The following is a 23,907-nucleotide window of genomic DNA, read 5'->3' as shown; positions in this document are numbered from 1 at the left end:
CATGTCAGACTCCGTGAAAATACCGACTGTGAGTTGAAACAAGAATAAAAGAGGAGAAACAATGATACAGACACCAATTCAGAAACTGGAATTTCCAAACGACAGAGGCGTCCGCCTGTACTGCAAGCGGGAGGATCTTCTTCCGTTTTCCTTAGGCGGAAACAAAGTCCGCATCGGACGTGCTTTTTTCCAGGATATGCAGGAGAAAAACAAAGACTGCATGATCATCTACGGAAACAGCAGATCCAACCTCTGCCGCGTGCTGGCCAATCTGTGCTGTGCCGAGAAAATTCCATGCTATATGATCTGTTCTTCTGAAGAAAACGAAGAACACCCGATCGAAACCAACAACAGCCGTCTGATGAAATGGCTCGGAGCCGAAGTCATTCCGTGCAGAAAAACAGAGATTGCGCAGACGGTCGAAAAGACCATGCAACGTCTGACGGAGCAGGGATATCAGCCGTATTATATTTTCGGCGACAAATTCGGAAACGGAAATGAAGGAACACCGGTGCAGGCTTATGTGGATGGCTACCGTGAGATTTTGGAGTGGGAGAGAGAACAGAACGTTTCCTTTTCTCATATCTTTGCAGCATCCGGGACCGGCTCCACGCAGAGTGGTCTGGTGAGCGGAAAACTGATCGAACAGGGAAGCGAGCAGATTATCGGTCTTTCTATTTCATCCCGTGAGTACGACCGCGCGATCCGTATTATGGAGAGCGGGATTTCGGACTATTTTCAGAAGAAGCATCTTTTGCTGCCGGAAGGATGGGAGCAGGAACTGCACCTGGAAATGGGATACCGCCAGGGTGGATACGGTCAGTACGATGAGCGTATTCCGCAGGTGATCCGGGAAGAGTTCTGCCGGAACGGACTTCCGCTGGATCCAACCTATACCGGAAAAGCATTCTGGGGAATGAAGCAGTATATCGAGGAACATGACCTGCAAAACTGTGATGTGCTTTTTATTCACACAGGAGGAACGCCGCTGTTCTATGACTGCATTCTGAACGATACCGATGGAGGAATAAAATGAAACGGATTTCAATTGTCATCCCATGCTACAATTCCGAAGCAACGATTCGGAAGGTTGTAGAGATGGTGATGGAAGAATTCAAAAAAATGGACGGATATGACTGTGAATTTGTCCTGGTAAACGATGGATCTCCAAAAGATGATACGTATGGAGAGATCAAAAAGCTGGGAGAACAGTATAAAAATGTCAAAGGAATCAATCTGCTGCGCAATTTTGGCCAGCATAATGCGCTGATGGCCGCACTCCACTACACGGAGGGAGATTTTATTCTTGGTATGGATGATGATATGCAGACACATCCATCGCAGATCAGCAAACTGATCCATAAAATGGAAGAAGGATATGATCTGGTTTACGGATATTATCCGAAACGAAAAAATTCCTTCCTGAAAAATATCACAAGTAAATTAAACGAAGTCTCATCACGGATTCTTCTCGGCGCCCTAAAAATATTGTTTCCAGCAACTTCTGGATGATCACCCGTCAGATCAAGGAAGAAGTGGTCAAATACGACAGCTTTAATCCATATATTGATGGGATTTTTTACCGTACAACGCACAAAATCGGGAATGTGGAGGTGGAGCACTTCAAACGTGCGGTGGGAACCTCCAACTATACGTTAAAGAAGCTGATCAAATTATGGCTCGCCTACTGGAACTATTCGGTGATCCCCCTTCGGGTGTCTTCCGTACTCGGTGGAATTTCCGCAGCGGGCGGTTTTCTGGCAGCCATTATCATTGCAATCCGAAAGCTCATCGATCCGAATGTGATGGTTGGATGGTCCTCCACAATCTGTACGATTGTTGTTTTTTCCGGACTGATTTTGATGGTGCTCGGCATTATCGGAGAGTATCTCGGAAAAATGATTCTGATTCTGAACCGCACGCCGCAGTATATTGTGCGGGAAACCATTAACGTATCTGATGAGGAAGAAAAAAAGTGAAAAAAATCATGATTTTAGGTGCCAGTACTTACCAGGTGCCGCTGATACGGACTGCACGCAGAATGGGTCTTTACACGATCGTAGTGAGTATTCCCGGCGATTATCCGGGGTTTGCACTTGCAGATAAAATTTATGAACTGAATACGCGGGATAAAGAAGCGATTCTTGCGGCGGCGGAAAAAGAACAGATCGACGGAATCTGTACATCGGGAACCGATGTGGCCGTCAGCACAATCGGCTATGTCTGTGAAAAGATGCATCTGTCCGGCATTCCGTATGAGGCGGCGGAAATTCTGACCGATAAGGCAAAGATGAAAGACGCATTCCGGCAGGGCGGCGTTTCCGCGGCAGACGGGATGCGGGTAAGAAGCGCAGAGGAGGCACAAAAAACCGCAGAACAGCTTGGATACCCGGTTGTCGTAAAACGGGTGGACAGTTCAGGAAGCCGCGGAATTACCGTGGTGGTGCATTCCGGACAGATCGAAGAAGCGTATGAAAATGCGAGAAACGGTTCGGCAAGAGATTATGTGCTGGTTGAAAAATTCCTCCGCGGAACGGAGATCGGCGTGGATGGATTTGTGCAGAACCACAAACTGGTCTTTCTGGCACCGCACACGAAATTTGTATACCGCGGTGCACACACGACCGTTCCGGTCGGCCACGCATTTCCGTATGGATGCAGCGGGGCACTGCGGGAAGAAATTGCCCGCCAGATGCAGCTGGCCGTCACCGCATCCGGTGCCGATCAGTGCTCCGTCAATGCGGATGTCTTTGTGGACGGAGAGAAGGTCTGGATCATTGAAATGGGCGGAAGAACCGGGGCAACCTGCATTCCGGAACTGATTTCAACGTATTACGGATTTGATTTTTATGAGCAGATGATCAAAAGCGCCCTCGGGGAAGAAACGGATTTTCAGCAGACGGAAAGCTGCCCGTGCATGGCAAAACTGCTGCTGAGTCCGGTAAGCGGAACCATCACACAAATCGACCGGGATCAGGTCGAACGTCTGCGTCAGGAAGGGCTGGAGCTTGTCCTGGATTATCCGGAGGGGCATGAAGTTTCTGCCATGGCAGATGGAACTGACCGGATCGGCCATGTGATTGTAAAGACGGACCGGGAAGCGAAACTGGATGAGCAGATGAAGCGGGTGTACCGCTGTATCTGGATTGATGGAAAAAATCTGGAGACAATCTGGGAAGAGAAAACAGCAAAATAAAAAACCCGGAATCTTTTCAAGACCTCAGAAGAGGAGCGAAAGGATTCCGGGTTTTGCGTTGCCAGGCATATCAATATCCGGTGGACCAATTTTGATTACACTGTTTTTACAGGCTTCATCATCATCCGATAGTAGACTGGAATCAGCAGTGCAACCGCACCGAACCAGGCAAACGGTGCGCGTCCGTTCTGCATACTCTGAATCGAGGTGCGGTAGACGGCGAGAAGGCCGAGCAGGAAGTAGAACGGCGCTTCGATCGTCAGGAATGCATCGGAGTAATGGTAAGAATCCGTGATTTCGCTCGAAAAGCTTGGTGAGCAAGTGCATCTGTCCCGCGAGGTCTGCTGCCGCCTCTTCCGGAAAATGACGGGAAAGACGGTGACGCAGTATCTCGAGGAATACCGTGCGTCCAAAAGCCTGCCGCTCGTCGAAAGCGGCTTTTTGCCACGAAAAATATGTTACATCTGTTTGATTGCCTGCAGCATTTCAAGATCCGAAGCAGTCACCTTGATATTGGAAACCATCGTTCGGCCGTCCGGTTTTTTCACCGTGACTTCGAGAATCGTTCCCTCCTCGATCTGCGAGGATGCGAGATCGCTCATGAATTTTACGAACTTCGGGTGGTTTTGGGCGAAACGGTCTCTCAGATTTTTTAATTCCATTAACTTCATTGGGTTAAATGCCATTCTTTTTTCTGTCCTTTCTATTTGAAACTTCTTTTGAAACATGAAAGTATTGTAACATGGAAAAGAAAAAATGCAAGCGGATAAAAAGAGAGAAGACAGAGATACTGGGAATAAGAGAAAAGATTCTCAATTAGAATGGGAGAAAAACGAATGAAAGCGAAGAAGTATCTGCTGTTTTTTCTTTTGGGCTACTGCATTTATATTGCCATCGAAGTCACCTACCGCGGTTACAGCTTCCGCCTGATGGGCATTGCCGGAGGACTGTCCCTTGCAGGAATCGGAATGCTGGAAGACGCCGGGCTGCGCCGCTTTCCGCTGGCGTTTCAGATGATGGTATCTGCGGTTCTGATCACGGCCATCGAACTGTATTCGGGAATGTTTTCCCTGCGGGTGCTGCATTACCGTATGTGGGACTACAGTGCGCTGCCGTTTTCCTTCTGCGATGGGCTGATCTGCCCGTGGTTTTTCGGGATCTGGTATCTGCTCTCGGTGGTTGGGATTTTTCTTACGGACTATGTGAGCTATTATATCTTCCACGAGGGGACGCACCCGGTGTATCGAAAGAAGAAAAAGGGTTGTGCCGAAGGGGAGTTCGTTATAAAATAAGAAAAAACAACCCAGGCAGGAGGTCCTCATGGAAAACGAAAAAAATTATCTGGAATATCTCGCAGAATTGTACCCGACCATCGAAAAAGCAGCGACCGAAATCATCAATCTGCAGTCCGTTATTAACCTTCCCAAAGGCACGGAGCATTTCCTTTCGGATATTCATGGCGAATACGAAGCCTTTTCTCATGTACTCCGCAACGGTTCCGGTGCCGTGCGAAAGAAGATTGACGATGTCTTCGGCCACACGCTCGGCATTTCGGAAAAACGTGCGCTTGCAACCCTTATCTATTACCCGAGAGAGCGCCTGGAGATGGAGAAAAAGCAGCAGGAGGACATCGATGACTGGTACAAGGTCATGCTGTACCGCCTGATCGACGTCTGCAAAATCGTTTCTTCCAAATACACCCGTGCCAAAGTGCGGAAAGCCCTGCCGGCGGATTATGGCTATATCATCGAGGAGCTGATCACCGAAAAGCCGGAGGTGCTCGACAAAGAAGCATACTACGAGGCGATCATCCAGACTATCCTCGAAATCGGAAGCGCCGAGAACTTCATCATTGCCGTGGCAGAGCTGATTCAGCGGCTCGTTGTTGATCATCTCCACATCATCGGCGACATCTTTGACCGCGGTCCGGAGCCGTATAAAATCATGGACTGCCTGATGAATTACCATTCCCTTGATATCCAGTGGGGCAACCACGATGTGCTCTGGATGGGCGCTGCGACCGGCCAGCCGGCGTGCGTGGCCAGCACGATCCGCATCTGCCTCCACTACGGCAATCTCGATGTGCTGGAGGACGGCTACGGCATCAATATGCTTCCGCTTGCCACCTTTGCTCTCGAGACGTACGGCGATGATCCGTGCGAATGCTTTGCCGCAAAAGGCGGCGAGGACAGCGGAAATTCCCAGCAGATGCTGGAGCGCCGCATGCACAAGGCCATCACCGTAATGCAGTTAAAGCTCGAGAACCGTCTGATCCGTGAGAACCCGGAGTACGGCATGGAAAACCGCCGTCTGCTGGAAAAGATCGATTACCAGAACGGAACGGTGACGATTGGGGAGAAAACGTATGCTCTGCGCGACAAGAGCTTTCCGACGATCGACCCGGCGCATCCGGATGAGCTGACAGAAAAAGAGGCAGAAGTGCTCGATAAGCTGATCTTCGCCTTCCGAAACAGCGAAAAACTGCAGGCGCACGTCGATTTCCTGCTCAAAAAAGGAAGCCTCTACCGCGTCTACAATGGAAATCTGCTGTACCACGGCTGCATGCCGATGAATGAGGACGGCACCTTAAAAGAGGTACAGGTCGACGGAAAGAAATACAAGGGAAAAGCACTGTACGATATCCTCGAGCACAACGTGCGCCGCGCATTTGTAAGCCGCGATCCGAAAAAACGGGAGCAGGGCCGCAATACGCTGTGGTATCTGTGGACCGCGCCGAATTCCCCGCTGTACGGCCGCGACAAGATGACAACATTTGAGCGGTATTTCCTCGCAGAAAAAGAGACCTGGACCGAGGTGAAAAACGCGTATTACCGTCTGATCGAGAAAGAGGAGACGGCGGACCGGATCTTACAGGAGTTCGGGCTTGCCGGTGAAAATGTACATATTATCAACGGCCACGTCCCGGTACATCAGAGTGCCGGTGAAAGCCCGGTCAAATGCGGCGGCAAGGTGCTGATCATCGACGGCGGCTTCTGCAGGGCGTACCACAAAGAAACCGGCATCGCGGGTTACACGCTGATTTACAACTCGTACGGCCTCAGCCTCACCGCGCACGAGCCGTTTGAATCGACGGAAAAAGCAATCCAGGAGGAGAAGGATATTGTCTCCCGCCAGGTGGCGGTGCGGTACAACATGAAGCGCCAGTTAGTCGGCGATACGGATCAGGGACGGCAGATCCGGCAGCGCATCCGTGAATTAAAGGAACTGATCGAGGCGTATCGCACGGCTCAGTTAAAAGAGCTTCTTTAAATCAAGGGTTTTCAACTGCGCCGGAAAATGGTATAATCAAAACAGTGTGCGCAGATGGAAACACTGTGCGCTGGAACAGATGGAAAGAAGGAAGAAACATATGAGGGCATGGATTGCCAGGATGACAGAAGATAACATAGATCAGAGCGCGATCGAAAAAGCAGGAGAGATTCTGAAAAACGGCGGTCTGGCGGCATTCCCGACCGAGACCGTATATGGTCTTGGCGGAAATGCGCTGGATGCCAAAGCTTCCGAGAAAATTTATGCGGCAAAGGGCCGTCCGTCGGACAACCCGCTGATCGTCCACATCGGAAGAATGGAGGACCTCGAAACCGTAGCGGCAAACGTGCCGGAGAGTGCACGCAAACTGGCAGCCGCATGCTGGCCGGGACCGCTGACGATGATTTTTGAGAAAACAAATGCCGTTCCGCTCGAGACGACGGGAGGCCTTACCTCCGTAGCCGTGCGCTACCCGAGCAACAAAGTGGCAAACGCACTGATCTTAGCCGGAGGCGGCTTCATCGCAGCGCCGAGCGCCAATACATCAGGCCGGCCGAGCCCGACGAAAGCCGAGCATGTGATCGAGGACCTTGGGGACAAAATTGACTGTATCATCGACGGAGGAGACGCCGAGATCGGCCTCGAATCCACCATCGTCGATTTTACAGAGGAGATTCCGACGATTCTCCGCCCGGGCTATTACAACAAAGAGATGCTGGAAAAAGTGCTTGGAACCGTGCGTGTCGATCCGGGAATCCTTGCGGAGGACAGCCATGTGCGTCCGAAGGCACCGGGCATGCGCTACAAACATTATGCGCCGAAGGCAGACCTTACGATTATCCAGGGCGAGATGGAACGGGTGATTCCGGAAATCAACCGCCTTGCCACAGAACAGGAAAAGGCAGGAAAGAAAGTGGGCGTAATCTGCACCGATGAGACACGGGAGCAGTACACCACAGGAGATATCAAGAGCATCGGGCTGCGCGCCGAAGATGAGACGATCGCGCATCACCTGTTTGCGATTCTGCGCGACTTCGATGAGGACGGCGTGGAAGTGATTTATTCCGAGGCTTTCGACACCCCGCGTATGGGGCAGGCGATCATGAACCGCCTGTTAAAAGCCGCAGGCCACAAAGTAGCAGAGGTATAACAGTGAAACATTACAGCAGGATTTTATTTGTGGACGCGGACGATACCGCGCGCGCACCGATGGCGAAGGCGATTCTGCAGAGCAAAGAGCTTCCGTGGCCGATGGAAATTGGTTCCCGCGGGCTTGTCGTTCTGTTTCCGCAGCCGGTCAACCAGAAGGTAGAGGCAGTGCTTGCGCGCAACGGGCTTTCGGCCAAAGACCACACCACCACACCGCTTACCGCGGAGGACATCAACGACGACACGCTGCTTCTTGTGATGGAGGACAGTCAGAGGGAAAAGATCCGTGAGGACTTCCCGGATGCGCCCCATCTGCAGACGATCGCCGGATTTCTGCGGCTGGCAGGAGACATCCCCGCCTTTACGGGGAACCGCTTACCGAATACGGAAAATGTTATGAAGCGCTGGAATTCCTGATTGAAGGTGTTCTTGCGCGGCTGAAAGAGGAGGAAGAACAATGATAGCTTTAGGATGCGACCACGGCGGATATGAGCTGATGCAGGAGGTAAAAGCATATCTGGACAAACAGGGACTGGAATATCAGGACTTCGGATGCTACAGCAACGAGGCAGTTGATTATCCGGTTTACGCCAGAAAAGTAGGCCATGCGATCCAGAACGGAACGTGTGATAAGGGAATCCTGATCTGCGGAACCGGAATCGGCATTTCTATCACGGCAAACAAAATGGAAGGAATCCGTGCAGCACTCTGCACCGACTGCTTCTGCGCAGAGGCAACCCGCCTGCACAACGATGCCAACGTACTGGCGATGGGAGGACGCGTTGTAGGCCCTGGCCTTGCAATCAAAATCGTAGAAACCTTCCTGAACACTCCATTTTCCGGAGAAGAGCGTCACGAACGCCGGATTCATTTGATTGAGCATGAAGGCGAAAATGAATAAATTTTAAACAAAGGAGAAGGGAAAATGGCAAGAACAGTCATCATGGATCACCCGCTGATCCAGCACAAAATCGGTATTATCAGAAAGAAAGACACAAGCTCCAAGGAGTTCCGCGAGATGATCAGCGAAATTGCAATGCTGATGTGCTACGAGGCAACCAGAGAGCTGCCGCTCACAGACGTTGAAATTGAAACCCCGATCTGCAAAACAACCGTAAAAGAGCTCGAAGGAAAGAAAATGGCAGTTGTGCCGATCCTCCGTGCCGGTCTTGGTATGGTAGAAGGTATGCTGGCTATGATTCCGGCAGCAAAAATCGGACACATCGGTCTGTACCGTGATCCGGAAACCCTGGCACCGGTTGAGTATTACTGCAAACTTCCGTCAGACATCGCAAGCCGTGAAGTATTTGTAACCGACCCGATGCTGGCAACCGGCGGTTCTGCAACGGCAGCCATCACCATGCTGAAAGAAAAAGGCGCAAAGAAGATCCACTTCATGTGCATCATCGCATCTCCGGAAGGAATCGAGAAAATGCATGAGGTTCACCCGGATGTCGATGTTTTCGTCGGAGCACTGGATGACCATCTGAACGAGCACGGCTACATTGTACCAGGCCTCGGCGATGCCGGAGACCGTATCTTCGGTACGAAATAAGAGCGGAAGCAAAGTACGTTAAGAAAACACAGGGGAAATGGGTATGAGCGATAAACGAGAGGATTATATTTCCTGGGATGAATATTTCATGGCAGTTGCCCAGCTTGCCGGTATGCGCTCGAAGGATCCGCACACACAGGTGGGAGCCTGCATTGTGAGCGAGGACAACAAGATTCTGTCCATGGGATACAACGGTTTCCCGAGAGGCTGCTCGGACGACGAGTTCCCGTGGGGAAAGACAAGTGAAAATCCGCTGGAAAACAAGTATCTTTACACAACGCACAGTGAACTGAACGCCATCCTGAATTACCGCGGCGGAAGCCTCGAGGGAGCCAAGCTGTATGTGACATTGTTCCCATGCAACGAGTGCTGCAAGGCGATTATCCAGGCGGGAATCAAAACGGTGATCTACGACTGCGACAAGTACGCGGACACCCCGTCCGTGATCGCATCGAAACGGATGATGAAGGCGTCCGGAGTCACTTTTCAGAAATACCACCGCACAGGGCGGGAAATTACCATGTCCCTGTAGCAGAAAGGATAATAGAAGGAGCGCGCCTGAACGAACAGAAAGTTCAGACGCGCTTCGTCTGTATACACGAAAAGACAAGAAACGGGAGGGCACCATGGAGAGCAATTTCGAATGGATTACGGCAAACGGGGATATCGGCATCCGCTTTTTCCACAGCATCGACGACGGCCCGCGCCACGTACCGATGGGATTCACCTCAGGTCTGATTGTGGATGATGATTTCCATTACCGCAAACCGATCATGTACCACTACATCGGCCATATTTCCAAATATATTGCTCCGGGTGCAAAACGCATCGGCTGGAGCAAATACGGAGCAAACCTGGATGTAACGGCCGCAGTCAATCCAGACGGAAGCTACGTTGTGATCCTGCTGAACCGCACAAAAGAGGATTCCGGCTGCTTCCTGCGTGTCAACGGACATATCATGCGTGTCGATCTTCCAGCAGAGACACTCAGCACGGTTGTAATCGAGAAATAAAAAGCAAAAATAAAAAAATGCCTTCTGTGCAGAATGGAAACAGTCTGCACAGAAGGCATTTTTGTAAGATACGATTTATTTTTGATCGGAATCGGAAGAATCTGAGTTTTTCTCTTCGGTCGAAGGCTTTGCCGGTGTATACGGCGCATCAACCGGAGACTCTTCCGTGGCCAGCTTTGTCAGCGCTTTGCGCAGCCGGTAGCCCGGGAAGTGGAAGACTTCGGCCTCGTCGATCTTCTTTTTCTGATATGGGATCGCCTGTCTCGTTTCCGGATCAATGTGGTCCATGTGGAAGTAAAACGCATCGTCATCCGGCAGGTGATGTTTTTCAAGACGACGGTTGGCGAAGTTGCGGCAGACCGTGCAGATAATGGCACAGACCGGAACGGCGATGATCATGCCAAAGACACCCCAGAAGCCGCCGCCGATCAGAATCGAGATGATGATAAGGAAGCTAGACACGCCGGTCGTCTCGCCGAGGATTTTCGGTCCTAAGAAGTTTCCGTCAAACTGCTGCAGGAGAACGACGAAAATCAGGAAATACAGTGCCTGCAGAGGGTCGATCAGAAGGATCAGCAGAAGACACGGAACGGCGCCGAGGAACGGGCCGAAAAACGGAATGATATTCGTCACACCGATGATTACGCTGACCAGCAGTGCGTACGGGGTGCCGATCAGGCTCGTCACAAGATAGCAGATGGCACCGATGATGATCGAATCGATGACTTTTCCAACGAGGAATCCGCTGAATTCCTGGTTCACATACTGGCAGTCGCGGATCACGGCATTTCCGTGATCCAGACCGAGCAGCGCGTAGACTGCTTTTTTCAGCTTGGCAATGTAGCTTTCCTTGTTGTACAGCATGTAGATCGCAACGATCGCGCCAAGCAGAATGTTTTTGAAAAACGTAACCATGTTGACGAGCTGTCCGGAGAGGTTCAGAAGGAACGTACGGAGCATCGGCATCAGGTCATTGGTCAGCCAGTTGGAAAGCTTTGCGGAGAACATGGAGATGTACTGGTCTGCCGTCTGCTGCATCTCCGGGTAATTCGCCAGCACTTTTGTGGCAAAATCCTGAATGTTGTTTGCGTAGTTGGAGAAGTTGGAGACAATGTTTGTGATACTTGAGAACAGCTCCGGGATCAGGGTCGCAATGAGTCCGTACAGCGCGAAAAGCATGGCGACGTACGTCAGAAGAATCAAAAGCGCCCGTACAAGCTTTTTGCAGCGTACCGACTGTGTTTTTCCGTGGCGGGCGAAGAGTCTGACGATGATCCGCTGTTCTATGAAGTTAATGATCGGGCTGATCACATAGGCGAGAATCAGGGCTGCAATCAGGGGGGAGAGAATGTCGAGGACATTGTGAAAGGCGGTCCGCACAGAAGTCTGGTGGAAGAGCAGGTAGTAAAAAATCATGGACGCTGCAAGTACCAGAAAGGCAGTAACGCCGGCCCGGACATATTTTCGGTAACGATCCAGTTTCATAAAAATGTAAATCCCCTTTCGAATTTTATTAACCTCTATTATACACATGCAATCCCCAAAATACAACCGCAACCACACTTGCGGGAAAAAAAGGAAACTGCTATACTGGAAAAGCAGATTTAGAAAAAGGAGATAACAAATTTGAAGATAAAAATGCCGCCAAGCGTAAATATGGTAATCGATTCCCTGCATGCGAAAGGCTTCGAGGCGTACGCGGTCGGAGGCTGTGTGCGCGATACGATTCTTGCGCGGGAGCCGGACGACTGGGATATTACAACCTCTGCTTCCCCACAGCAGGTAAAAGAAATTTTTGACCGCACCGTGGATACGGGACTGGAGCACGGAACGGTAACAGTTCTGGCCGGAAGCGGCGCGCACGAGGTCACGACGTACCGCATCGACGGAGAGTATGAGGACGGCCGCCATCCGAAAGAAGTGGTCTTTACCTCCAGCCTCGCCGAGGATCTGCGCCGCCGTGATTTTACGATCAATGCGATGGCATACAACAACGAAGAGGGGCTTGTGGATCTGTTCGATGGAATCAGGGATTTACAGCGCAAAGTCATCCGCTGTGTCGGAAATCCGACCGAGCGGTTCAGTGAGGATGCACTGCGGATCCTGCGTGCCCTCCGCTTTTCCGCACAGCTCGGCTTCAAACTCGATCCGGCAACACTGGATGCCATCATAGCACTCGCGCCGACGCTTGAAAAAATCAGCGCCGAGCGGATCCGTGTGGAACTGAATAAACTGCTGATCTCGAAGCGGCCGGAGTACATGGAGGCCGTCTATGAGGCGGGTATTACAAAAATTGTGCTGCCGGAGTTTGATGAACTGATGAAAACGCCGCAGAACAATCCGCATCACTGCTATAATGTCGGTGAGCACACGATTGCCGCTCTGCAGCACGTTCCGGCAGATCCGATTCTGCGCTGGACGATGCTGCTCCACGACATTGCAAAACCGGCGTGCCGCACAACGGATGAGGCCGGCATCGATCATTTTAAAGGCCACGCACCGGCGGGGGAGAAAATGGCGAAAGCGATTCTGCGCCGTCTGAAATTCGACAACGAAACCATCCGCCAGGTCGCAGCATTGATCCGCTGGCATGACTGCCGCATGGCTCCGGAGAAACCGGTGATCCGCCGTATTCTGAACAAACTCGGCCCGGAGCTGTTCGAAAAACTGATGATCGTGCAGGAAGCCGATACGATGGCCAAAAGCCTGTACCAGCGGGAGAAAACCCTGGAACGGATCGGAAAGGTAAGGGAGTGCGTCAGAGAAATTCTCGATAACGGCGACTGCTTTACGTTGAAAATGCTGGCCGTTTCCGGCAAAGATCTGATGGAACTCGGTGTCCCAAAAGGCCCGAAAATCGGCGAATGCCTGAACGCGGCGCTGGAAGAAGTGATGAAAGATCCGGCGAAGAATACAAAAGAATACCTGACAGAGTACGTAAAAACACTGCTGTAAAGCCAAAACGGCAAACAAAAGAGAGCCGGGGACAGAACAATCCGTCCCCGGCTCTCTTTTGTTTTTTGCTGGTTTTATGCGTTCAGATCACGCAGCAGATCCGCATACCAGCAGAACACATGGGCAATGCGGTACAGTTCGCTCTCCTTGGAGACGGTGCGCCACAGCTCTTTATAGCTGTGCAGCCACCGTTCGAGATCTCCGGCGAGTGCAAAACAGTCTTCTTTCTCCGGCAGAGTACCCTCGGAAAGAAGGGAAGCGCGCAGGAACGGCAGCAGGCGGTTCAGCACTTTCAGGCCGTCTGCGGCGAGCAGGTACGCATAGATCATCGGACGGTTCTCCGGGCGGACGGTGCCGGCTTTCTCGTACAGAACGGCGCAGAGCGCGTCGATTGAAGCATTTGCTGCATCCGCATCGCCTTCCGCGCAGGAGCGGAGCAGTTCGGCAGCCTCTTCTTTGTCCTGATGCAGTTCGAGTGCTTCCTGTACCATAACGGCAGTGCGCCACGGATACGCATCCTGATGGCAGAGAAGATCGAGCACGGAAACGAGTTTTCCGGAAGCATCACCAAATTCCAGCACGGAAATCTGGCGGTTGATTTCCTCCTCCGGCAGAATGTCTGCATTCCAGGAGAACGCCGCGCCGTAGATCATGCCGATGCGGGAGAAGTCCGGGTGATTGATGTGGCCGTAATCGCCCCAGTCAGTGTTCAGAAGTCCCATCGCATGGCATTCGTGGCCGTAGCGCGCCATTCTGGAAATGTTTTCATACGCCTCATGATACTTGTTGATGAGCTGGTTCCATCCCTGTACGCCCGGGCACACATACAGATGCTCGGCACCGGAATTGGCAAGGCGGGTCAGACGCTCCGATGAAACATTTGACGCATAATCCCAGTGGAGGCAGATCAGGTTCTTCGGCAGGAGATGATAAACTTCCGGCTCCTGGCTGATGACATCACTCCAGAACATCGGCGTGCGGCCGGATTCAGTGATATAGTTGGCAAGCTCTGTCACAAACTCGGTGTAGATGACGGTGGTTCCCTTTTCCTCGGCGAGTGCGCGGGAAGCCCTTTTCCAAGGTCAAACGTTTCATCCGCGCAGAGATTGAAATACTTCGAGGAGAAGAGCTGCATATATTCGGAAAGAATGTGTTTGGCAAGGGAGAGGCTCTCCGGGTTTGTGATATCGAGCGTATGGTGCGCCTGGCGGTCATAGAAGGAGAACGGAGCCGAAGCAGAGCCTTCCAGTTCGCACAGATGTGCATACGATTTCGTGCAGAGCAGCTTGTACAGATGGCCGAAGCTTGCAAGCGACGGAACGAGATCAATGCCAAGTCCCTTGCAGTAGCGGTCCAGCTCGAGGATGTCCTCTGCAGTGAGCGGCGTATCGTCGCGCCACATCTCGGTCAGATCGTCGAAGAGATAGCTGTGCTCGATGTAGAGCTGAAGCTGATTGATTTTATAGAAGCTCAAGGTGTCGGCAAGCTGTTTCAGATAGGAAAGCGTCGGAACACGTCCGCGGGTCGCATCGTGGTAGAAGCCGCGGTTTTCCATGGCCGGTTTGTCGGAGATCAGGACGGTTGGAAGAACAGCACCTGCCTGGCGGATCATCTGACGGAGTGTCTGCACGCCGTAGAGAACGCCGCTTTCCAGAGATCCGCAGATCGTGATGTTTTCCGGTGTGACAGCGAGGGTATAAGCCTCACGGGATAATTCCGGAGAGGCAGTCAGATAGATCAGGTGTGATCCCACCGGCTGATGACGGCGGCAGATGGCAGGACGGAATCCCGTCTGTGTCTCAATCTCCTGCTGCAGAAGCTGTGCGGCAGAAAAAAGCTCAGCCGGGCTCTCGGAATCGAGAAAAATGCGGCTGTCATAGTGAATTGTAAAGGTGCCCTCTCCGTAGGAAAGGGAAGATGGCTGTGGTAAGAAAATCATAAAAACCCTCCTTAAAATAAAATGATTTTAGAGAACCCCATAACAGGTGTTTTTCATCCTGTCAAGTTTGGAATATTTTACCATGCGGTGAAATTAAAAACAATAAAATAAGAGAAAAAGAAAACACTTTCAACATTGCTTTTGGGATGAAAGAAAAAACAGAAACCAGTATGCATGGCACAGGGCGGATACGCATACATTGAATCGTGACCCCAAAAACGATCACAACAGGGAAAGGAGTCAGGCTCTTGTATGATTATGGATTGAGTGTGCTGTCCCATTACGGTCTTACGGCTTCCGGCACAATGCGGGTGCGGGGCGCTTTATTGTGCCACACCGAACAGGGGGATAAGCTGATCAGCGAGTTCGGGACGGCGGCGGAAAAACTGGAGCAGCGGTATCTTCTACAGTGCCGCATCACGGAGTCGGGGCTCCTGCGGTGCGATCAGATTCTGCGGAACGAAGAGGGAGCGCTTGCAACGCGCGGGGACGACGGAGGAACGTACATTGTGCGGAACTGGTACCCGGGCCGGGAATGTGAGACGGGAAACAGTGAGGATCTTATCCGCGCCTCGGACGCGCTGGCGCGGCTACATACGGCAGCTCATCTGCCGGTGAAAATGGAATACCGGAGGGAATCCATCGTGGAGGAGTGCATCCGCCACAATGTGGAAATTCGAAAGATCCGAAAGTATTTGCAGACAAAAAAGAAGAAAAATGAGTTTGAAAAACTGCTGCTGGCAAGCGCCGGTCCGTATCTGGAACAGGGAGAGCGGGCGGCCGCGGAAATGAAAGCTTCTTCCTATGAAAAACTGCGGCAGCGGGCGGACGAAGAAGGCGCCGTCTGCCACGGGGAATTCAGCCAGCACAATATTCTGCTGGAAAACGGCAGAGGCGAAACGGCGGTCAATTTCGACAAGTGGAACTTCGATCTCCAGGTGGCAGATCTTGGCTATTTTATGCGGAAAATTCTGGAAAAACACGGCTGGAGCGAGCGCGCGGCAGAACGGATCTTAAACGCCTACAGCGCCAGACGGCCGCTCGATGAGGGGGAAATCGAGACACTCCGCCTCTATCTTTCCTATCCGTGGAAATACTGGAAACTGGCAAACCGCTACTACGGAAGCAGAAAATCGTGGATATCCGGGCGGAATACGGAGAAACTAAAAACACTCAATGCGCAGCAGGCAGACTGGCTGCGGTTTGTTAAGGGATCCTTCTTTTAACCGTGCGGTGGAAAAGAGTCTGTTTTGGGCAGAAATCGCCATAAAACCGCTGGTATGGGGGACTTTTTTCTTGACAAGAGAGACGCATTAGTATATAAATATATACAGCTACGCGAAAAAGCCGGTCAACGTAACAGACTGATCATCCGGAAGAAAAACAGCCGGCAGGGCAGGTCGTGTGTATCAGCGGGCCCGCGTACCATGTAAAAAACAAATGTAAGATACAGGAGGAGTAAAACTCATGAACAAAACAGAATTAGTTGCAGCTATGGCTGAGCAGACAAATTTATCCAAAAAAGATGCAGAGGCTGCTTTAAAAGCATTTATCGATGTAGTATCTGAAGAATTAAAGAAAGGTGAGAAAGTTCAGCTGGTAGGCTTTGGTACCTTCGAAGTATCCGAAAGAGCAGCAAGAGAAGGAAGAAATCCGCAGACTGGCGAGACCATGGAAATCAAAGCTTCCAAAACTCCGAAATTCAAAGCAGGAAAAGCTTTAAAGGACATGATGAACTAAGTAAAAATCTATGCGCTTAGATAAATTTTTAAAAGTATCAAGACTGATCAAGCGGCGTACCGTAGCCAATGAAGCCTGTGATGCAGGCCGTGTCCTCGTCAACGACAGACCGGCAAAAGCATCCGCACAGGTCAAGGCAGGAGATGTACTGGAAATTCAGTTCGGAAGTAAATCCGTCAGGGTAGAAGTGCTGAATGTGCAGGAAACCGTGAAAAAAGAAGAAGCACAGGAGTTTTACCGCTACTTATAAGAAGTGCGGCAGGATTCATGTGCAGCGAATAAAAAGAGAAAACCTTCATATAATGGGTGTATAGACCATTGTATGGAGGTTTTTTGTATGGGGGAGATGAACGAACAGGCGCACCGCCTTTTGCTGGAACAGCGGAAAACACTTTCTCTTGGCGGCGTGCAGGATGTGAAAAGCTTTGATGAGAACGAAGTTCTGCTCGTGACCGTCTGCGGTGTTCTTACCATCCGCGGAAAAGAGCTGCATGTGGGCCGCCTGGAGCTGGAAAAGGGAGAGGCGGATATCGAAGGCAGCATCGACAGCCTGGTCTATACGGAACATGGGCCGCTGCAGAAGAAGGGGTCTGCGCTTGCGCGGCTGTTCCGGTAAAAATGAGTGCGTATGTCACCCGGGAGCTGATTCTGTTCGCCTGTTCCATCTGGCAGGGGGCAGTCCTGGGGTTCTGGTATGATCTGATCAAGACAGCGCGGAAACTGATCCGCCACAGCCATGCGGCGGTATCTGCAGAGGACCTCTGCTACTGGATTGCGGCAGCGCTGTATCTGTTTGTACGGATTTACGGAGAGAACAGCGGCATTCTCCGCGGGTATCTGTTTGGCGGCATCCTTGGGGGCGCTGCATTGTACCACGCATCGTTTGGACGCTTTCTTCCGGAACTTCTGGCAAAGGGAATCAAAAAAGCAGGGCGAATCCTCGCTTTTCCAGGAAAATGGCTGGTAAAAAGTATGAAAAAACGGAGAAAAAGGTTGAAATTTCATGGGAAGAACGGTAAGATGTAACTACACATGTAAGAACAAAAGAAACAAGTCTGCGGACGAAAAACAACAGATAGTTTGGCTGCAGACGGTTGGAAAATAGAAAGCAAGGGTAAAGAAAAGAATGAAAGAAAGGGAAGAAAAGAATTCTGGCCGAAAGAAAAAAGTCAGAAAGAAGAGCCGTACAACAGAGTTCTCAATTACCGTAGTCCTGTGCTGCCTGGTTGCAGTCCTTACCGTAAAGGGAATCAGCCTTCAGCAGAAGGTCAATGCAAATGCATCCCGTCTTTCCAGTCTGGACAGCCAGATTGAAGAGGAGAAGCAGCGCACCGATGATATTACCGCCTTGAAAGAATACATGCAGACCGATGAGTACATAGAAAAAACGGCAAGAGAAAAACTTGGCATGGTAAAGGATAATGAGATTTTATTTAAAGAATCCCAGTCGAAATAAACAAAACAGATAAAGAAAGGGCATGATTTCGCAGTCCCCTTTGAAGTCCAGAACAAAGAGAGGAGGAGCGGAACATGCCGGAGTGGATCATTGCCATGTTCCTGATCGGCGCATTGCTGTCAGCAGGGGACATGGCTAAAATTTTTTTGGAAGCCAGAAGAAGCCGCCGGGAAGCGGCCGTCTATGACAATCATCCGCAGAAACTGCAGATGGAGCACTACGCCGATTCGTTCCGCGTTCTGGCAGAGAGCTTTTACCAGATGCCGTCAAAAAGTGTGATGCCGGAGACGGGCCGGGTGGACAAGATTCTGGAAAAAGAACAGCAGGAAGTCTGTAGCCGCTGTGCGAAGGCGTCGTGGTGCTGGGAGCAGTACGGAAACCTGACGCGCGAGCGGTGCCAGGAACTTCTTCAGACAATCGCCGACGGGGATGAGGACGAGATCAGCCGTGCAAAAGGCGAATGGAATGCCTCCTGCCTGAACGGTTCCCGCTTTCTGGAACTGTTCTGGAACCGCTACCAGCAGGAACGCCAGACGGCGCTCTGGTCGGGGCGTGTGGCGGAGAGCCGCCGCGTGGTGGCGGAACAGTTAAGTGAAGTCGCCGGGATTATGGACCGCGCCGCGTGTGATCTGTACAGCCTCAACAGTCTGCCGGACGAGCTCTCGGAAAAAATCTGCCGCCAGATGAAGAAAAACGGGGCTTTCGTCCAGAAAATCTGGCTCCAGGAGCGGCCGAAAGAGCATTTACAGATCTATATGACGGTCAAAGCGGGCCGTCACTGCCGGATCACGCTTCGCCAGACGGCGGAACTGATCGGTTCCCTGTGCGGAATCCCGATGGTTGCGGTACGCGACGGGGCACAGGTCTTAAGCGGAGAATACCAGACGGTGCTGTTTCAGGAGGATGTGAAATTCCAGGTTCTCTACGGTGTGGGACGCATCACCAAGGAACAGGAGAGTATCTCCGGGGACAATTACAGTGTGCTCTGCGAAAACGGCCAGTTTGTCCTCTGCCTGTCGGACGGCATGGGTTCCGGGATCGAGGCAAACAGGGAGAGCGAGACGGTGGTGGAGCTGTTTGAACAGTTCCTGCGCGCCGGATTCCCGCGGATCATGGCGGCACGGATGATCAATTCGATGCTTCTGCTGCAGCCAAAGGAAGGGATGTTTTCCACGTTTGATGTTGCTTCGATTAATCTCTACACAGGCGTCTGCAGCTTTTTGAAAGGAGGTGCATCGCCGACGTTCCTTAGGCGGGATACGTGGGTGGAGGTTGTGGAGTCGACCAGTCTTGCCGCAGGTCTCGTTTCCCAGACGGATTTTGATACCACAACGAAAAAGCTGTACGACGGTGATTACCTTGTGATGATGACGGACGGAGTGCTGGACGCGCTGCCCGGGGACAGGACGGAGCAGATGAAGCAGCTTCTTCTCGAAGTGAAAAACAGCGAGCCGCGGGAATTTGCCCGGGAGCTTTTGGAACGCGTGCTGCGCCTCGGCGGCTGCCGCGCACGGGATGATATGACGGTTCTGGTCGCCAGAATCTGGAAAAAATAGGAGTAAAAACGAAGGATGCGAGAGAAAGTAAGAGCCTTTATGGAACAGTATCATATGGTAACGGCAGGCGAACGCGTGCTGCTCGGCCTCTCCGGCGGCGCGGATTCCGTCTGCCTGTTTCATCTGCTGCGGGAACTGCAGGAGCCGCTTGGCTTTTCGCTGCTGGCTGTCCACGTCAACCATAACCTGCGCGGCGCGGAAGCCGGGCGGGATGCGGCATTTGCAGAAAATCTGTGCCGGAAATATGATGTTCCATTCTATCTCTATTCCTGTCCCGTGGAGAAGATCGCAAAAGAAAAGCATCTCTCGACGGAGGAGGCGGGACGCGCGGCGCGGCAGGAAGTTTTTGCAGCGTGCGCAAAGGAGCAGGGGGCAGTGAAAATTGCGCTCGCCCATCACCAGGATGACGTTGCGGAGACGATGCTGCATCACCTGTCACGGGGAACGTCGCTGGCCGGACTTGCCTCCTTACGCCCCGTGCGGGGGAATGTGATCCGTCCGCTTCTCTGCGTCGGACGAAAAGAGATCCGGCAGGAACTGGAAAGCCGGAAGTGTTCCTGGTGTGAGGACAGCACGAATGCAGAGGATGCTTACACGAGGAACGGAATCCGCCACCATGTGCTGCCGTATCTGACCGAAGAGGTCAATCCGCGTACTGCCGCGCATATGGCACAGACATCGCTGGACCTGCTGGAAACGGAGGAATATCTGGAGCAGCAGACGGATCAGCTGATGGAGCGGTATGCATCCGCAGAGAAAAATGCGGTTGTGCTGCGTGATGCGGTGAGCAGCGAAGCGCCTCTTCTGCAGCGCTACGTGATCCGGCGCGTTCTGGAACAGCTGGCGGGAAAACGGAAGGATCTTACCAGGGAGCATCTGGAATCTGTGCGGGAACTTTTTGAAAAGCAGGTCGGAAAAAGTGTCTGCCTGCCGTATGGAATCACCGCCGTGCGCGGATACGAGACGCTCCGCCTGGAAAAGCAGGGAGTGCATTTAAAAGAAGAACGGAAAAGGAAAAGCGGCGAAGAAGTTCCAATTCCGGTTCCGGCCGGGTGGGAAGAGGAAAAAAGTCTCGCATTTGCAGAAAATCCAGTCACGATTGTGAAAAAAACATCGGTTTTTCCCGAAAGAATTGAAGAAAAAAAGTATACGAAATGCTTTGACTGTGATAAAATAAAAGACGGTCTTGTCCTCCGCACGAGAAGAAGCGGAGATTATCTGAGAGTAACCGCAAAAGGCGGGAAAAAGAAACTAAAAGATTATATGATTGATGCCAAGATACCGAAAGAGGAGCGGGATTCCATTCTGCTGCTCGCCGACGGACCGGAGATCTGGTGGGTCGTGGGGTATCGCAGAGGAGAGAGCGGCCGTGTCGGGGAAGACACGAAAGCAGTTCTGCAGATACAGATTGGCGTTGGTAAGGAGGAAAACAGATGAAAGAGACAATCAGAGTATTATTAAGCGAAGAAGAAGTAGACAGACGAATTAAAGAAGTAGCAGACCAGATCAACCGCGATTACGCAGGAAAGGAAGTGCACCTGATCTGCGTTTTAAAAGGCGGCGTATTCTTTATGTGCGAGCTGGCAAAACGCATCACAGTGCCGGTAAGCCTTGACTTTATGTCCGTATCAAGTTACGGCGATGACACCAAGTCCAGCGGAGTTGTCCGTATTGTAAAAGACCTGGATCAGCCGCTGGAAGGAAAAGACGTTCTGATTGTGGAGGATATCATCGATTCCGGAAGAACGCTTTACTATCTGATCGACATCCTGAAAAAGAGAAATCCGAAATCCGTACACCTGTGTACTCTGCTCGACAAGCCGGAGCGCAGAGTGCGCGATGTCAAAGTAGATTATACCTGCTTTGATATCCCGGACGAGTTCGTCGTAGGCTACGGTCTGGATTACGCACAGAAATATCGGAATCTTCCATACATCGGAGTAGTGGAGTTTCACGAAGACGAGGAGTAAAAAGAAAATATGAACAGACAGCGCAGTGGATTTGGACTCTACGCGGCGTTTATGGTGATTATCGTGCTTGCCATGTTCTATATCACCGGAAAATCAGCGCAGGCAGCAGCCCAAGTCAGCAGAAATTTGAAACCGCCGTAAAAGACGGCAAAGTGACATCCGCGCAGATTGTCCAGAACAAAGAAGTGCCGACCGGCTCCGTTGTGGTACGGGAGCAGGGCGGTGACAGTTATACGGTCAATGTGACCGACGTAAACGCAGCTATCAGCCTTCTGGAGGATGCTGATGTAACGTACACCGTACAGAATGTCCAGAGAGACAGCATTTTCATGACGTCTGTCCTGCCGGCCCTGCTGCTCGGTATGATCCTTCTTTTCGGCATGTCGATGATGAACCGCTCCATGGGCGGCGGTGGAGGCGGCGGAAACAAAATGATGAATTTTGGAAAAAGCAACGCCCATATGTCCACCGATAAAGACAAAAAAGTCCTGTTCCGCGATGTTGCGGGCTTAAAAGAGGAAAAAGAAGACCTTGTTGAGGTGGTCGATTTCCTGAAAGCACCGGAGAAATATACACAGGTCGGTGCGAGAATCCCGAAAGGAGTTCTTCTTGTGGGCCCTCCTGGAACCGGTAAAACCCTTCTGGCGAAAGCTGTTGCAGGAGAGGCAGGCGTGCCGTTCTTCAGCATTTCCGGATCCGATTTCGTGGAAATGTTCGTCGGCGTCGGCGCTTCCCGTGTCCGCGACCTGTTTGAGGAAGGAAAAAAACATGCGCCGTGCATCATCTTCATCGATGAGATCGACGCCGTGGCAAGACGAAGAGGCACCGGTATGGGCGGCGGCCACGATGAGAGAGAGCAGACATTAAACCAGCTTCTCGTTGAGATGGATGGTTTCGGCGTCAATGAGGGCATCATCGTGATGGCAGCGACGAACCGTGTCGATATCCTGGATCCGGCGATTCTCCGTCCGGGCCGTTTTGACCGCCGCGTGGTTGTAGGACCGCCGGATGTCATGGGCCGTGAGGAAATCCTGAAAGTCCATGCAAAGAACAAACCGCTGGCCGAGGATGTGGATCTGAAACAGATCGCGCAGACGACCGCAGGCTTCACCGGCGCAGAGCTGGAGAACCTGCTGAACGAGGCAGCGATTATGGCGGCAAAGGACCGCAGAAGATTTGTGCGCCAGTCCGATATCAAGTCTGCTTTCATCAAAGTGGGCATCGGTGCGGAGAAGCGCAGTAAAGTCATTTCGGATAAAGAAAAACGGATCACCGCATACCATGAGACAGGCCATGCGATCCTGTTCCATATGCTGCCGGATATGGAGGCGGTTTACACGATCTCCATTATCCCGACAGGTCCTGGCGCAGCGGGCTACACGATGCCGCAGCCGGAGAACGATGATATGTTCCAGACGAGAGGCAAAATGATGCAGTACATCACCGTATGCCTCGGCGGCCGTGTGGCAGAGGAGTTGATCTTCGACGATATCACAACGGGCGCATCCCAGGATATCAAACAGGCGACGGCTACCGCGCGTTCCATGATTACGAAGTACGGTATGTCTGAGAACCTTGGTCTTGTCGCTTACGATTCCGACTCGGATGAGGTCTTCATCGGCCGCGACTGGGGCCATACGAAGAGCTACAGCGAGAATGTAGCCGCAGCCATCGATGAGGAAGTCCGCCAGATGATCGAGAAATGCCACGATCAGGCGAAACAGATTATTCTGGAGCATTCCTATGTGCTGCATGAGTGTGCAAAGCAGCTGATGGAAAAAGAGAAGCTGAGCCGTGCTGAATTCGAAGCCATTTTTGAGCAGGAAGCACAGATGACAGGAACAGCACCGGAAGTTTCTGGAGAAATCTGATATCTTTTTATTTGCAATAGAAAACCTGCAGAGAACAAAAAAAGTTTTTTGCAGGTTTTTTCTGTGATTTTACGGGCGTTTGTGCAAATTAAAACAGAAAATCCGAAACGCCGGAAAAATTCATCGTTATTTTGAATAAGAATCAAATGAAAAAAAATCGCGATTTGTGCAGACTTTTCGAGGGACGTATGGTACTATAATAACTGTAAAAACCCCCCAATACATTATATAGTTTTT

At 51.6% G+C, this 23,907-nt stretch carries 29 protein-coding genes; 24 read left to right on the top strand and 5 right to left on the bottom strand.

Going from position 1 to position 23,907, the window contains the following annotated elements; all coding sequences use genetic code 11:
* The first annotated feature begins 61 nt into the window (after positions 1 to 61).
* Genes DW965_RS07370 through DW965_RS07360 form a run of 4 tightly spaced genes read left to right on the top strand, consistent with a single transcriptional unit; the run spans position 62 to position 3,196 of the window.
* Positions 62 to 1,036, top strand: a complete 975-nt coding sequence (locus DW965_RS07370) for a 1-aminocyclopropane-1-carboxylate deaminase/D-cysteine desulfhydrase (RefSeq protein ID WP_118750285.1) — start codon at positions 62 to 64, stop codon at positions 1,034 to 1,036.
* A complete protein-coding gene (locus DW965_RS19855) occupies positions 1,033 to 1,512 on the top strand; it encodes a glycosyltransferase family 2 protein (RefSeq protein WP_242998414.1) in 480 nt (159 codons plus the stop codon). The genes DW965_RS07370 and DW965_RS19855 overlap by 4 nt, the downstream gene beginning before the upstream one ends.
* Positions 1,509 to 1,979: a hypothetical protein gene (locus tag DW965_RS19850; protein WP_242998416.1), complete on the top strand. Its 471-nt coding sequence runs from the start codon at positions 1,509 to 1,511 to the stop codon at positions 1,977 to 1,979. The genes DW965_RS19855 and DW965_RS19850 overlap by 4 nt, the downstream gene beginning before the upstream one ends.
* Complete coding sequence (locus tag DW965_RS07360; RefSeq protein ID WP_119198191.1) at positions 1,976 to 3,196, top strand: ATP-binding protein; 1,221 nt, start codon at positions 1,976 to 1,978, stop codon at positions 3,194 to 3,196. The genes DW965_RS19850 and DW965_RS07360 overlap by 4 nt, the downstream gene beginning before the upstream one ends.
* A 95-nt stretch (positions 3,197 to 3,291) precedes the next feature.
* On the opposite strand, the gene DW965_RS07355 is transcribed toward DW965_RS07360, so the two are convergent.
* Positions 3,292 to 3,609: a hypothetical protein gene (locus tag DW965_RS07355; protein WP_243036489.1), complete on the bottom strand. Its 318-nt coding sequence runs from the start codon at positions 3,607 to 3,609 to the stop codon at positions 3,292 to 3,294.
* 45 nt (positions 3,610 to 3,654) lie between these two features.
* Complete coding sequence (locus DW965_RS07350) at positions 3,655 to 3,882, bottom strand: hypothetical protein (protein WP_118697467.1); 228 nt, start codon at positions 3,880 to 3,882, stop codon at positions 3,655 to 3,657.
* Between the two features lie 150 nt (positions 3,883 to 4,032).
* Here DW965_RS07350 and DW965_RS07345 point away from each other — a divergent pair, with 150 nt between their 5' ends.
* From DW965_RS07345 to DW965_RS07310, 8 genes are all read left to right on the top strand, one after another.
* Positions 4,033 to 4,488 carry a putative ABC transporter permease gene (locus DW965_RS07345; protein ID WP_158565061.1) on the top strand — a complete coding sequence of 152 codons (456 nt, stop codon included), beginning with the start codon at positions 4,033 to 4,035 and terminating at the stop codon, positions 4,486 to 4,488.
* Positions 4,489 to 4,516: 28 nt separating this feature from the next.
* Positions 4,517 to 6,466: a fructose-1,6-bisphosphatase gene (locus DW965_RS07340; RefSeq protein WP_117509472.1), complete on the top strand. Its 1,950-nt coding sequence runs from the start codon at positions 4,517 to 4,519 to the stop codon at positions 6,464 to 6,466.
* Positions 6,467 to 6,566: 100 nt separating this feature from the next.
* A complete protein-coding gene (locus DW965_RS07335) occupies positions 6,567 to 7,616 on the top strand; it encodes an L-threonylcarbamoyladenylate synthase (protein WP_118666356.1) in 1,050 nt (349 codons plus the stop codon).
* 29 nt (positions 7,617 to 7,645) lie between these two features.
* A complete protein-coding gene (locus tag DW965_RS07330) occupies positions 7,646 to 8,032 on the top strand; it encodes an arsenate reductase/protein-tyrosine-phosphatase family protein (RefSeq protein ID WP_147397711.1) in 387 nt (128 codons plus the stop codon).
* Positions 8,033 to 8,072: 40 nt separating this feature from the next.
* Positions 8,073 to 8,516 carry a ribose 5-phosphate isomerase B gene (rpiB, locus tag DW965_RS07325; protein ID WP_055218692.1) on the top strand — a complete coding sequence of 148 codons (444 nt, stop codon included), beginning with the start codon at positions 8,073 to 8,075 and terminating at the stop codon, positions 8,514 to 8,516.
* Positions 8,517 to 8,540: 24 nt separating this feature from the next.
* Positions 8,541 to 9,170, top strand: a complete 630-nt coding sequence (gene upp, locus DW965_RS07320) for a uracil phosphoribosyltransferase (protein ID WP_022462095.1) — start codon at positions 8,541 to 8,543, stop codon at positions 9,168 to 9,170.
* Between the two features lie 43 nt (positions 9,171 to 9,213).
* Entirely contained in the window at positions 9,214 to 9,702 is a 489-nt protein-coding gene (locus DW965_RS07315; RefSeq protein WP_022462096.1) for a deoxycytidylate deaminase, read from the top strand.
* Between the two features lie 94 nt (positions 9,703 to 9,796).
* On the top strand, positions 9,797 to 10,183 hold the full coding sequence (locus DW965_RS07310; protein ID WP_117813681.1) for a glycoside hydrolase family 30 beta sandwich domain-containing protein: 387 nt from the start codon (positions 9,797 to 9,799) through the stop codon (positions 10,181 to 10,183).
* 75 nt (positions 10,184 to 10,258) lie between these two features.
* Here DW965_RS07310 and DW965_RS07305 read toward each other — a convergent pair whose 3' ends face one another.
* Positions 10,259 to 11,668, bottom strand: coding sequence for an AI-2E family transporter (locus DW965_RS07305; protein ID WP_158582817.1), 1,410 nt, complete (start codon positions 11,666 to 11,668; stop codon positions 10,259 to 10,261).
* 141 nt (positions 11,669 to 11,809) lie between these two features.
* On the opposite strand from DW965_RS07305, the gene DW965_RS07300 reads away from it, so the two are divergent.
* Positions 11,810 to 13,138, top strand: a complete 1,329-nt coding sequence (locus DW965_RS07300) for a CCA tRNA nucleotidyltransferase (protein ID WP_117801461.1) — start codon at positions 11,810 to 11,812, stop codon at positions 13,136 to 13,138.
* Positions 13,139 to 13,212: 74 nt separating this feature from the next.
* On the opposite strand, the gene DW965_RS07295 is transcribed toward DW965_RS07300, so the two are convergent.
* Positions 13,213 to 14,154, bottom strand: a complete 942-nt coding sequence (locus DW965_RS07295) for a hypothetical protein (RefSeq protein WP_119198189.1) — start codon at positions 14,152 to 14,154, stop codon at positions 13,213 to 13,215.
* Positions 14,151 to 15,077, bottom strand: a complete 927-nt coding sequence (locus tag DW965_RS07290) for a beta-N-acetylhexosaminidase (protein ID WP_119198188.1) — start codon at positions 15,075 to 15,077, stop codon at positions 14,151 to 14,153. Before DW965_RS07290 ends, DW965_RS07295 begins: the two co-directional genes overlap by 4 nt.
* A 248-nt stretch (positions 15,078 to 15,325) precedes the next feature.
* Here DW965_RS07290 and DW965_RS07285 point away from each other — a divergent pair, with 248 nt between their 5' ends.
* The 11 genes from DW965_RS07285 to ftsH all read left to right on the top strand — a co-directional run bounded on the left by DW965_RS07285 (position 15,326) and on the right by ftsH (position 23,670).
* Positions 15,326 to 16,303 (top strand): phosphotransferase, encoded by a 978-nt coding sequence (locus DW965_RS07285; RefSeq protein ID WP_117509466.1) that lies wholly within the window; start codon positions 15,326 to 15,328, stop codon positions 16,301 to 16,303.
* Between the two features lie 241 nt (positions 16,304 to 16,544).
* Positions 16,545 to 16,817: an HU family DNA-binding protein gene (locus DW965_RS07280; RefSeq protein ID WP_022462103.1), complete on the top strand. Its 273-nt coding sequence runs from the start codon at positions 16,545 to 16,547 to the stop codon at positions 16,815 to 16,817.
* Positions 16,818 to 16,827: 10 nt separating this feature from the next.
* Positions 16,828 to 17,067: an RNA-binding S4 domain-containing protein gene (locus DW965_RS07275; protein WP_119198187.1), complete on the top strand. Its 240-nt coding sequence runs from the start codon at positions 16,828 to 16,830 to the stop codon at positions 17,065 to 17,067.
* An 87-nt stretch (positions 17,068 to 17,154) separates the two neighbouring features.
* Complete coding sequence (yabP, locus tag DW965_RS07270; protein ID WP_330410109.1) at positions 17,155 to 17,433, top strand: sporulation protein YabP; 279 nt, start codon at positions 17,155 to 17,157, stop codon at positions 17,431 to 17,433.
* Between the two features lie 2 nt (positions 17,434 to 17,435).
* A complete protein-coding gene (yabQ, locus tag DW965_RS07265) occupies positions 17,436 to 17,843 on the top strand; it encodes a spore cortex biosynthesis protein YabQ (protein WP_117509465.1) in 408 nt (135 codons plus the stop codon).
* 100 nt (positions 17,844 to 17,943) lie between these two features.
* Positions 17,944 to 18,273: an FtsB family cell division protein gene (locus tag DW965_RS07260; RefSeq protein WP_022462107.1), complete on the top strand. Its 330-nt coding sequence runs from the start codon at positions 17,944 to 17,946 to the stop codon at positions 18,271 to 18,273.
* A gap of 74 nt (positions 18,274 to 18,347) precedes the next feature.
* Positions 18,348 to 19,829, top strand: a complete 1,482-nt coding sequence (locus DW965_RS07255) for a SpoIIE family protein phosphatase (RefSeq protein ID WP_055218705.1) — start codon at positions 18,348 to 18,350, stop codon at positions 19,827 to 19,829.
* Between the two features lie 15 nt (positions 19,830 to 19,844).
* Positions 19,845 to 21,266, top strand: a complete 1,422-nt coding sequence (gene tilS / locus DW965_RS07250; RefSeq protein ID WP_119198186.1) for a tRNA lysidine(34) synthetase TilS — start codon at positions 19,845 to 19,847, stop codon at positions 21,264 to 21,266.
* Positions 21,263 to 21,799 carry a hypoxanthine phosphoribosyltransferase gene (hpt, locus tag DW965_RS07245; protein WP_117801456.1) on the top strand — a complete coding sequence of 179 codons (537 nt, stop codon included), beginning with the start codon at positions 21,263 to 21,265 and terminating at the stop codon, positions 21,797 to 21,799. The genes tilS and hpt overlap by 4 nt, the downstream gene beginning before the upstream one ends.
* Before the next feature lie 9 nt (positions 21,800 to 21,808).
* Positions 21,809 to 21,940, top strand: coding sequence for a hypothetical protein (locus DW965_RS20395; RefSeq protein ID WP_256372850.1), 132 nt, complete (start codon positions 21,809 to 21,811; stop codon positions 21,938 to 21,940).
* Between the two features lie 11 nt (positions 21,941 to 21,951).
* The gene (gene ftsH / locus DW965_RS07240) at positions 21,952 to 23,670 is read left to right on the top strand and encodes an ATP-dependent zinc metalloprotease FtsH (protein ID WP_305764537.1); all 1,719 of its coding nucleotides are present in this window, start codon (positions 21,952 to 21,954) and stop codon (positions 23,668 to 23,670) included.
* The last annotated feature ends 237 nt before the right edge of the window (positions 23,671 to 23,907 follow it).

The organism is Blautia sp. AM47-4 (assembly GCF_003479865.1).
GTDB lineage: Bacteria > Bacillota > Clostridia > Lachnospirales > Lachnospiraceae > Fusicatenibacter > Fusicatenibacter saccharivorans.
Note: the sequence above shows the minus strand (reverse complement) of the source record. Positions and strands in the feature narration are given on the sequence as shown.